This is a genomic window from uncultured Nitratireductor sp. (assembly GCF_913053745.1).
In the GTDB taxonomy this organism is placed as follows: Bacteria; Pseudomonadota; Alphaproteobacteria; order Rhizobiales; family Rhizobiaceae; genus Nitratireductor.
Genome location: NZ_CAJXGF010000150.1, coordinates 1 through 10,521 on the forward strand (window position 1 = coordinate 1; position 10,521 = coordinate 10,521).

The window sequence follows — 10,521 nt, forward strand, 5'->3', positions numbered from 1 at the left end:
ATGGAAGAGAAGCTGCGCTTCGCCATCCGCGAAGGCGGCCGCACCGTCGGTGCCGGCATCGTCGCATCCATCACTGAATGATCGAAAGACCGTCCGTTGATCGCGGACGGCCTTTGCTCTGAACGACGGAAGGGGCGGCTTTTTGGCCGCCCTTTTCTGTTGCCGTTGCGGTTCCAAGCCTTCAGGCGCCGGCAAGGCGCGCATTCCTGAAACAAATCAGGTGGATCGCGCGAAAGCTGCATGAAAGTCTCTTTACAGACGCTTCGGAAGCCCTTAGGAAGCGCCTGCCTGCACTGTGCGGTGCACGGGAGTACAGGGGTATAGCTCAGTTGGTAGAGCGGCGGTCTCCAAAACCGCAGGTCGGGGGTTCGAGCCCCTCTGCCCCTGCCAGTGCAATACGTATAAGAAGCGTTTTTCTCGAGCCCTGCATCACAGGCCGTCGCAATATGCGTTGGGGGCTTGCAAGAATCGAACTTCGGTTCTATGTAGAGCAAACAGACACGCGGTGCGTGGAGCCGGGAAAGCGGCTTTACGCGCCTTTGTCGTATGGGTGGAATATGAAAATCGATTCGGTTTTCGTGTTTCTTCCGCGCCTCGGGGCAGGCCTCGCCGGTCTCGGGACTTTTGCCCGATACTGTCGGGGACAATAAATAACCTGGCTTACCAGGCTTCAGAACCAAGAGCGGCATATGGCGTCGAAAACCACGAATCCTTTCACGTTTCTTCAGCAGGTTCGATCCGAAACTGCGAAAGTGACGTGGCCCTCGCGGCGCGAGACACTGATCTCCACGGTGATGGTGATCGCTTTCGCCACGCTGGCGGCGATCTTCTTCTTCGCTGCCGACCAGCTGATGGCCTATGGCATCGAACTCATCCTTGGCATTGGTGCCTGATCCCGGACGATTGACGGAGTGCGATTGAAATGACTGCGCGTTGGTACATCGTCCACGCCTATTCGAATTTTGAGAAGAAGGTTGCTGAATCCATCGAAGAGCAGGCCCGCCAGAAGGGGCTGACGGGCAAGATCGAGCAGGTGGTCGTTCCGACCGAGAAAGTCGTGGAAGTGCGCCGCGGCCGCAAGGTCGACGCCGAGCGCAAATTTTTCCCCGGCTATGTTCTCGTCAAGGCGCAGCTCACCGATGCCGTCTTCTCGATGATCAAGAACACGCCGAAGGTGACCGGTTTCCTCGGCGACTCCAAGCCAGTGCCGATCACCGAGGCCGAGGCCGATCGCATCCTGACTCAGGTTCAGGAGGGGGTCGAACATCCCAAGCCGTCGGTTACCTTCGAGATCGGCGAGCAGGTGCGTGTCGCGGATGGTCCGTTCGCATCCTTCAATGGCTTCGTTCAGGAAGTCGATGAGGAGCGCTCGCGCCTCAAGGTCGAGGTTTCGATTTTCGGACGGGCCGTGCCCGTCGATCTGGAATTCGGTCAGGTCGAAAAGGGCTGACCGTGTTGCCCTGAAGGGCTTCATCGGTGGAAGGGAAGGGTGGCTCAGCCGGCCGCAGGTTTCCGAACCACCAAACTGCAGTGCCGGCCCATTCTTTCCAAGGGGTGGCCGGTGTGAACGACAAGGCAGATGAGATATGGCTAAGAAAGTTGCAGGCCTGCTCAAGCTCCAGGTTCCCGCGGGTTCGGCGACGCCGTCGCCCCCGATCGGTCCTGCGCTTGGTCAGCGTGGCATCAACATCATGGAGTTCTGCAAGGCATTCAATGCCCAGACCCAGGAGATGGAGAAGGGGTCGCCGATTCCGGTCGTCGTGACCTATTACCAGGACAAGTCTTTCACCTTTACGATGAAGACGCCGCCGGTGAGCTACTTCCTCAAGAAGGCGATCAACCTGAAGTCGGGCTCCAAGGAGCCGGGCAAGTCGGTTGCCGGCAAGATTTCGCGCGACAAGGTGCGTGAGATCGCCGAAGCCAAGATGAAAGACCTGAACGCGAACGATGTCGATGCGGCCATGCGCATGGTCGAGGGTTCGGCCCGTTCCATGGGCCTGGAAGTGGAGGGCTGACGATATGGCGACGAAACTCTCCAAGCGCATTGCTAAGGCGCGTGAAGGCATTGACCGCGATAAGGAATACGCGCTCGATGAGGCTGTTGCACTCCTGAAGGATCGCGCGACCGCCAAGTTTGACGAGACCATCGAAGTGGCGATGAACCTTGGCGTCGATCCGCGTCATGCGGACCAGATGGTTCGCGGCGTTGTCAACCTGCCGAACGGCACGGGCCGCACGGTTCGTGTTGCCGTCTTCGCCAAGGGCGACAAGGCGGACGAGGCGAAGGCTGCCGGTGCGGATCTCGTGGGCGCAGAAGATCTGGTCGAGATCGTCCAGAAGGGCGAGATCGAGTTCGATCGCTGCATCGCCACGCCGGACATGATGCCGCTCGTCGGTCGTCTCGGCAAGGTTCTCGGTCCGCGCGGTCTGATGCCGAACCCGAAGGTCGGTACGGTTACGGCCGATGTTACGGCGGCGGTGAAGGCTTCTAAGGGCGGTGCCGTGGAGTTCCGCGTCGAGAAGGCCGGCATTGTGCATGCAGGCGTTGGCAAGGCGTCGTTCGACGCCAAGGCGATTGTCGAGAATGTGCGCGCCTTCACTGATGCGGTAATCAAGGCAAAGCCGGCAGGCGCGAAGGGCAACTATGTGAAGAAGGTGGCAATCACCTCGACCATGGGACCTGGCCTGCGCATCGACGTTGCCAGCCTCGCGGCTGCGTCCTGACGAATTTCGGGGTGGATGCTCCGGCATCCTCCCCAAGACTTTCCGGGTCTTCGGATCCGGAAACCGGAAGGAAACTTCCGGAACATCCTGTCCGAGATTGCAGGCGGTTCGCCTTAATCCCTTATCGGGGTCTGCATGAGACGGGTGGGACCGGAAAGCGGAGCGTGGCTCCGGTGGAAGGTTCGAACCGTGTTGGCCTTTTGTCCGATACCGGTTTTCCGGTTGGCGAAAGGGGACAGGATCCTCGAGCGTCGCTTGGGTGATCCGAGTTTGCGGATGCCCTGCGGCAAAAGGCAAACCGGCGGTTATGTCCTTCGGGGCTATCCGTCAAATGGAGAAGGCAGTGGACAGAGCGGAAAAACGCGAATTCGTCGCGGACCTGAATCAGGTGTTCAGCAACACTGGTTCGGTCGTCGTGGCCCACTATGCCGGTCTGACCGTGGCGCAGATGAACGATCTTCGTTCGAAGATGCGCGGCGCGGGCGGCACCGTCAAGGTCGCAAAAAACCGTCTTGCCAAAATCGCCCTTCAGGGAACCCCGTCCGAGAGCATTCAGGTCCTTTTCGAAGGTCAGACCCTGATTGCCTATTCGGACGATCCGGTTGTCGCTCCAAAGGTCGCCAACGACTTCGCCAAGGGCAATGACAAGCTTGTCATTCTCGGCGGTGCCATGGGTGAGACCGCGCTCGACGCCGACGGTGTGAAGGCACTTGCCTCGCTGCCGTCGCTGGACGAGCTGAGGGCGAAGCTGGTCGGCATGATTTCGACGCCGGCGACCCGGATCGCACAGGTTGTCAACGCGCCTGCGGGTCAGCTCGCGCGCGTCTTTGGCGCCTATTCCAAGAAGGACGAGGCGGCGTGATGCCGGTCCTCAAGACCAACAACACAGTTCGAACACAAAAGGAAATGTACAATGGCTGATCTTGCTAAGATCGTTGAAGACCTGTCGAGCCTGACCGTCCTCGAGGCGGCTGAGCTTTCGAAGATGCTTGAAGAGAAGTGGGGCGTTTCCGCCGCTGCTCCGGTGGCTGTTGCCGCTGCTGCAGGCGGTGCCGCCGCTGGCGAAGCTGCAGAAGAGAAGACCGAGTTCGATGTCGTTCTCGCCGATGCAGGCGCCCAGAAGATCAATGTCATCAAGGAAGTCCGCGGCATCACCGGCCTGGGCCTGAAGGAAGCAAAGGACCTCGTCGAGTCCGCTCCCAAGGCAATCAAGGAAGGCGTGTCCAAGGACGAAGCCGACAAGATCAAAGAGCAGCTCGAAGGCGCAGGCGCCAAGGTCGAGCTGAAGTAATTCGGCGTCCGGTCCGCGCGGGTTTCAGATCCGCGCGGACCGGAACACCGGATTTGGAATTGAAACCTCTTTCCTGTGGGCCGTAAGCGGTTTTCAGGAAACGGGTTTTTATCCGTTTGGATTGACCGCCGGGATGGCGGTTCACGTGGTGCATGCAAGCCAGGCAGGGCAAGGAGCGACGATGGCCGAGACCCAAACGTTTAATGGTCGCAGGCGGGTACGCAAATTTTTCGGAAAGATTCCGGAAGTTGCGGAGATGCCGAACCTGATCGAGGTTCAGAAGGCATCCTATGACCAGTTCCTTATGGTCGAGGAGCCCAAGGGCGGGCGCCTCGACGAGGGGCTGCAGGCGGTGTTCAAATCGGTGTTTCCGATCTCGGACTTCGCCGGTACGGCGATGCTCGAATTCGTGAAATACGAGTTCGAGGATCCGAAGTTCGATGTGGACGAGTGCCGGCAGCGCGATCTGACCTTCGCTGCGCCGCTGAAGGTGACGCTGCGCCTGATCGTCTTTGATGTCGATGAGGATACCGGCGCCAAGTCGATCAAGGACATCAAGGAGCAGGACGTCTATATGGGCGATATGCCGCTCATGACGTCCAACGGCACTTTCATCGTCAACGGGACCGAACGCGTCATCGTTTCTCAGATGCACCGTTCGCCGGGTGTGTTCTTTGACCACGACAAGGGCAAGTCGCACTCCTCTGGCAAGCTTCTGTTCGCCGCCCGCGTGATCCCGTATCGTGGCTCCTGGCTCGACATCGAGTTCGACGCCAAGGACATCGTCCATGCGCGCATCGACCGTCGCCGCAAGTTGCCGGCAACGTCGCTGTTGATGGCGCTGGGCATGGACGGCGAAGAGATATTGTCCACTTTTTACGATCAGCTCACTTACGAGCGTGACGGTGACAACTGGCGTGTGCCCTATACCGTCGAGCGTTTCAAAGGCTTGAAGGCGACTGCCGATCTGATCGACGCTGACAGCGGCGAAGTCGTCGTGGAGGCGGGTAAGAAGATCACCGCGCGTCAGGCGAAACAGCTTGCCGAGAAGGGCTTGAAAGCCATTCGTGCAACGGAAGACGATCTGCTCGGCAATTATCTGGCCGAAGACATCGTCAATCCGGAAACCGGCGAGATTTTCCTCGAGGCCGGCGACGAGATTGACGAGAAGACACTGAAAGTGCTGCTCGAAACGGGCGCCACAGAAGCCCACTTCCTCGACATCGACCACGTCAATGTGGGTGGCTATATCCGCAACACGCTGGCTGCCGACAAGAACGAGTCGCGCCAGGACGCGCTGTTCGACATCTACCGCGTCATGCGTCCCTGCGAACCGCCGACACTCGAGACCGCCGAAGCGATGTTCCATTCGCTGTTCTTCGACGCCGAACGTTACGACCTGTCGGCCGTCGGTCGTGTGAAGATGAACATGCGTCTTGAGCTTGATGCAGAGGACACCGTTCGCGTCCTGCGTAAGGAAGACATTGTCGCCGTGGTGAAGACGCTGGTCGAACTGCGCGACGGCAAAGGCGAGATCGACGATATTGACAATCTCGGCAACCGTCGCGTGCGTTCTGTCGGCGAGCTGATGGAGAATCAGTACCGCGTCGGTCTTCTGCGCATGGAGCGCGCGATCAAGGAGCGCATGTCGTCGATCGAGATCGACACGGTTATGCCGCAAGACCTGATCAACGCCAAGCCGGCGGCTGCCGCCGTGCGCGAGTTCTTCGGTTCCTCGCAGCTCTCGCAGTTCATGGACCAGACCAACCCGCTCTCCGAGATCACCCACAAGCGTCGCCTTTCGGCGCTTGGACCGGGCGGTCTGACGCGTGAGCGTGCGGGCTTCGAGGTGCGCGACGTGCACCCGACCCACTATGGCCGTATCTGTCCGATCGAAACGCCGGAAGGCCCGAACATCGGTCTGATCAACTCGCTGGCCACCTTCGCCCGCGTCAACAAGTACGGCTTCATCGAGAGCCCGTATCGCAAGATCGTCGACGGCAAGGTCACGCAGGACGTGGTCTATCTCTCCGCCATGGAAGAGGCCAAGCATTACGTTGCGCAGGCCAACGCCACGATCGGCGACGACGGCAGCTTTACCGATGAGTTCGTCATCTGCCGCCATGCCGGCGAGGTGATGATGGCGCCGCGCGAGAATGTCGACCTGATGGACGTGTCGCCGAAGCAGCTCGTTTCGGTGGCCGCGGCGCTCATTCCGTTCCTTGAGAACGATGACGCCAACCGCGCACTGATGGGCTCGAACATGCAGCGTCAGGCCGTGCCATTGGTGCGCGCCGAGGCGCCGTTCGTTGGCACCGGCATGGAGCCGATCGTGGCGCGCGATTCCGGCGCTGCGATTGCTGCCCGCCGCACCGGCGTGGTCGATCAGGTGGATGCGACGCGTATCGTCATCCGCGCCACGGAGGACGTAGACGCATCGCGTTCGGGCGTCGACATCTACCGGTTGATGAAGTTCCAGCGTTCGAACCAGAACACCTGCGTCAACCAGCGTCCGCTGGTGCGCGTGGGCGATCAGGTGAACAAGGGCGACATCATTGCCGACGGTCCGTCGACGGATCTGGGTGATCTGGCCCTGGGCCGCAACGTACTCGTCGCGTTCATGCCCTGGAACGGCTACAACTACGAGGACTCCATCCTTCTGTCTGAGCGCATCGTTCGCGATGACGTTTTCACCTCCATTCACATCGAGGAATTCGAGGTGATGGCGCGTGACACGAAGCTTGGGCCGGAAGAAATTACACGCGACATTCCGAATGTTTCGGAAGAAGCGCTGAAGAACCTCGACGAGGCCGGCATCACCTATATCGGTGCGGAAGTTCAGCCGGGCGATATCCTCGTCGGCAAGATCACGCCGAAGGGTGAAAGCCCAATGACGCCGGAGGAAAAGCTCCTGCGCGCCATCTTCGGCGAGAAGGCGTCGGATGTTCGCGACACCTCCATGCGCATGCCGCCCGGCACGTATGGCACGGTCGTGGAAGTGCGTGTCTTCAACCGCCACGGCGTGGAGAAGGACGAGCGCGCGATGGCGATCGAGCGCGAGGAGATCGAACGCCTCGCCAAGGACCGTGACGACGAGCAGTCGATCCTCGACCGCAACGTCTATGCGCGTCTCGCCGACATGTTGAACGGCAAGCAGGCCATCGCCGGCCCCAAGGGCTTCAAGAAGGGTGGTGCGCTGTCCGCCGAAGTGCTTGACGAATATCCGCGTTCGCAGTGGTGGCAATTCGCCGTCGACGACGAAAAGCTTCAAGAGGCGCTTGAAGCCCTGCGTGCGCAGTACGACGAGTCCAAGAAGGCGCTCGAGCAGCGTTTCATGGACAAGGTCGAAAAGGTGCAGCGCGGCGACGAGATGCCGCCCGGCGTCATGAAGATGGTCAAGGTCTTCGTCGCCGTGAAGCGCAAGATGCAGCCCGGCGACAAGATGGCCGGTCGTCACGGCAACAAGGGTGTCGTGTCGCGCATCGTGCCGGTCGAGGATATGCCGTTCCTGGAAGATGGCCAGCATGTGGACATCGTGCTCAATCCGCTGGGTGTGCCGAGCCGCATGAATGTCGGTCAGATTCTCGAGACGCATCTCGGCTGGGCCTGTGCCGGGATGGGCCAGCAGATCGGCGAGCTGATCGACAGCTACAAGGATAGCGGCGACATCAAACCGCTGCGCCAGACGATCGAGTCCGTCATTCCGGAGAATGATCGCAACGAGCCTGTTCGTCAGTATGACGACGAAAGCGTCGTGCGGCTGGGCGAGCAGATGCGCCGAGGCGTTTCGATCGCCACGCCGGTCTTCGACGGTGCGCATGAGGCCGACGTGAACACCATGTTGGAACAGGCAGGCATGCAGACCAGCGGCCAAGTCACCCTCTACGACGGGCGCACGGGTGAACCGTTCGATCGTCAGGTGACCGTGGGCTACATCTACATGCTGAAGCTGCATCACCTGGTGGACGACAAGATCCACGCCCGTTCGATCGGACCGTACTCGCTCGTTACCCAGCAGCCGCTGGGCGGTAAGGCGCAGTTCGGCGGCCAGCGCTTCGGCGAAATGGAGGTCTGGGCGCTGGAAGCCTATGGCGCGGCCTACACGCTGCAGGAAATGCTGACGGTCAAGTCGGACGACGTGGCCGGCCGCACCAAGGTCTACGAAGCCATCGTGCGCGGCGACGACACGTTCGAGGCGGGCATTCCGGAGAGCTTTAACGTTCTCGTCAAGGAAATGCGCTCTCTCGGCCTCAATGTGGAGCTTGAAAACTCCCGCATTGACCCGGCTGAGGCCGAGCAACTGCCGGATGCGGCGGAATAAGCTTTATCGTGTGTCGCGGGGTTTGCCCGCGACACACAATCGTCGTTCGCAAGGCAGCATTGCGACCGAGCATTTGAACCGGTGAAGCAGGCGGTGGCAATCTTCACCGAAGTTTGAAAAGGGACGATGCGTCCCGAAAAGGAGATCGGCATGAACCAAGAGGTCATGAATCTTTTCAACCCTCAGGCGCCGGCACAGACTTTCGATTCGATCCGGATTTCTCTCGCTAGCCCCGAGAAAATTCTGTCCTGGTCGTATGGCGAGATCAAAAAGCCCGAGACCATCAACTACCGTACGTTCAAACCCGAACGTGACGGCTTGTTCTGCGCGCGCATTTTCGGTCCCATAAAGGATTACGAATGCCTGTGCGGCAAGTACAAGCGCATGAAATACAAGGGCGTTATCTGCGAGAAGTGCGGCGTTGAAGTCACGCTCTCTCGAGTGCGTCGCGAGCGCATGGGCCACATCGAACTGGCCGCGCCCGTCGCTCACATCTGGTTTCTGAAGTCGCTGCCTTCGCGCATCGGCACGCTGCTCGATATGACCCTGAAGGACATCGAGCGGGTTCTCTATTTCGAGAACTACATCGTGACCGAGCCGGGCTTGACGGCACTCAAGGAGAACCAGCTTCTTTCCGAAGAAGAGTATCTGATTGCGGTCGACGAGTATGGCGAAGACCAGTTCACCGCCATGATCGGCGCTGAAGCGATCCATCACCTTCTGCAGGATATGGATCTGGACAAGATCGCGGGCGATCTGCGTTCGGAGCTGGCCTCCACGACCTCCGAACTCAAGCAGAAGAAGCTCTTGAAGCGCCTCAAGGTGGTCGAGAACTTCCTGGAGTCGGGCAATCGTCCGGAATGGATGATTATGAAGATCGTTCCGGTCATTCCGCCGGACCTGCGCCCGTTGGTTCCGCTGGATGGTGGCCGCTTCGCGACGTCCGACCTGAACGACCTCTACCGTCGCGTTATCAATCGTAACAACCGTCTGAAGCGGCTGATCGAGCTGCGCGCGCCGGGCATCATCATTCGCAACGAGAAGCGTATGCTTCAGGAGGCCGTCGACGCGCTGTTCGACAACGGTCGCCGTGGCCGCGTCATCACGGGTGCCAACAAGCGTCCGCTGAAGTCGCTCTCCGACATGCTCAAGGGCAAGCAGGGCCGCTTCCGTCAGAACCTGCTCGGCAAGCGCGTCGACTATTCCGGCCGTTCGGTCATCGTGACCGGTCCGGAACTGAAGCTGCACCAGTGCGGCCTGCCGAAGAAGATGGCGCTGGAGCTTTTCAAGCCGTTTATCTACGCACGTCTCGACGCGAAGGGCTATTCGTCCACCGTCAAGCAGGCGAAGAAGCTGGTCGAGAAGGAAAAGCCGGAAGTCTGGGATATCCTGGATGAGGTGATCCGCGAGCATCCGGTTCTTTTGAACCGCGCGCCGACGCTTCACCGTCTGGGCATTCAGGCGTTCGAGCCCGTGCTGATCGAGGGTAAGGCGATCCAGCTTCATCCGCTGGTCTGTACCGCGTTCAACGCCGACTTCGACGGCGACCAGATGGCCGTTCACGTACCGCTGTCGCTCGAAGCGCAGCTTGAAGCGCGCGTCCTGATGATGTCGACCAACAACATTCTGCATCCGGCCTCCGGCGCGCCGATTATCGTGCCGTCGCAGGATATGGTTCTCGGACTCTACTACCTGTCCATTATGAACCAGAACGAGCCGGGTGAGGGGATGGTGTTTGCCGACATGGGCGAGCTTCATCACGCGCTCGAGACCGGTGTTGTCACGCTGCACACCAAGATCAAGGGCCGGTTCAAGACTGTCGACGCGGAGGGCAACTCCGTATCGCAGATCCATGAGACGACCCCTGGCCGCATGATCGTCGGCGAGCTTCTGCCGAAGAACCACAATGTGCCGTTCGATATCTGCAACCAGGAACTGACCAAGAAGAACATCTCCAAGATGATCGATACGGTCTATCGTCACTGCGGTCAGAAAGAGACGGTTATTTTCTGCGACCGCGTCATGCAGCTTGGCTTCGGACACGCATGCCGTGCCGGTATTTCCTTTGGCAAGGACGACATGGTCATCCCGGACACCAAGGAGAACCTGGTGGCCGAGACCGAAGCGCTCGCCAAGGAATACGAGCAGCAGTACAATGACGGCCTGATCACCCAGGGCGAGAAGT

General features: G+C 59.8%; 8 protein-coding genes, 1 tRNA gene and 1 pseudogene. All 10 read left to right on the forward strand.

What is annotated here, in order from left to right:
* Positions 1-81, forward strand: a pseudogene (locus QZ638_RS19310) (elongation factor Tu); the annotation flags it as partial.
* 233 nt (positions 82-314) lie between these two features.
* A tRNA-Trp gene (locus tag QZ638_RS19315) sits at positions 315-390 on the forward strand.
* Between the two features lie 299 nt (positions 391-689).
* The gene (gene secE / locus QZ638_RS19320; RefSeq protein ID WP_007010606.1) at positions 690-893 is read left to right on the forward strand and encodes a preprotein translocase subunit SecE; all 204 of its coding nucleotides are present in this window, start codon (positions 690-692) and stop codon (positions 891-893) included.
* 29 nt (positions 894-922) lie between these two features.
* Complete coding sequence (nusG, locus tag QZ638_RS19325; protein ID WP_295813531.1) at positions 923-1,450, forward strand: transcription termination/antitermination protein NusG; 528 nt, start codon at positions 923-925, stop codon at positions 1,448-1,450.
* A gap of 136 nt (positions 1,451-1,586) precedes the next feature.
* Positions 1,587-2,015: a 50S ribosomal protein L11 gene (gene rplK / locus QZ638_RS19330; RefSeq protein WP_065815247.1), complete on the forward strand. Its 429-nt coding sequence runs from the start codon at positions 1,587-1,589 to the stop codon at positions 2,013-2,015.
* Between the two features lie 4 nt (positions 2,016-2,019).
* Complete coding sequence (gene rplA, locus QZ638_RS19335) at positions 2,020-2,724, forward strand: 50S ribosomal protein L1 (RefSeq protein WP_295813532.1); 705 nt, start codon at positions 2,020-2,022, stop codon at positions 2,722-2,724.
* A gap of 343 nt (positions 2,725-3,067) precedes the next feature.
* Positions 3,068-3,586: a 50S ribosomal protein L10 gene (rplJ, locus tag QZ638_RS19340; RefSeq protein ID WP_295813533.1), complete on the forward strand. Its 519-nt coding sequence runs from the start codon at positions 3,068-3,070 to the stop codon at positions 3,584-3,586.
* Between the two features lie 51 nt (positions 3,587-3,637).
* The gene (gene rplL / locus QZ638_RS19345) at positions 3,638-4,015 is read left to right on the forward strand and encodes a 50S ribosomal protein L7/L12 (protein WP_295813534.1); all 378 of its coding nucleotides are present in this window, start codon (positions 3,638-3,640) and stop codon (positions 4,013-4,015) included.
* Positions 4,016-4,196: 181 nt separating this feature from the next.
* The gene (gene rpoB / locus QZ638_RS19350; protein ID WP_295813535.1) at positions 4,197-8,336 is read left to right on the forward strand and encodes a DNA-directed RNA polymerase subunit beta; all 4,140 of its coding nucleotides are present in this window, start codon (positions 4,197-4,199) and stop codon (positions 8,334-8,336) included.
* 150 nt (positions 8,337-8,486) lie between these two features.
* A partial coding sequence (gene rpoC, locus QZ638_RS19355; protein ID WP_295813536.1) for a DNA-directed RNA polymerase subunit beta' occupies positions 8,487-10,521 on the forward strand: 2,035 nt, incomplete at its 3' end.

Coding starts and splice junctions, on each gene's coding strand:
- rpoB (WP_295813535.1), top strand. CDS start 4,197: ATGGCCGAGACCCAAACGTTTAATGGTCGCAGGCGGGTACGCAAATTT.
- nusG (WP_295813531.1), top strand. CDS start 923: ATGACTGCGCGTTGGTACATCGTCCACGCCTATTCGAATTTTGAGAAG.
- secE (WP_007010606.1), top strand. CDS start 690: ATGGCGTCGAAAACCACGAATCCTTTCACGTTTCTTCAGCAGGTTCGA.
- rplK (WP_065815247.1), top strand. CDS start 1,587: ATGGCTAAGAAAGTTGCAGGCCTGCTCAAGCTCCAGGTTCCCGCGGGT.
- rplA (WP_295813532.1), top strand. CDS start 2,020: ATGGCGACGAAACTCTCCAAGCGCATTGCTAAGGCGCGTGAAGGCATT.
- rplL (WP_295813534.1), top strand. CDS start 3,638: ATGGCTGATCTTGCTAAGATCGTTGAAGACCTGTCGAGCCTGACCGTC.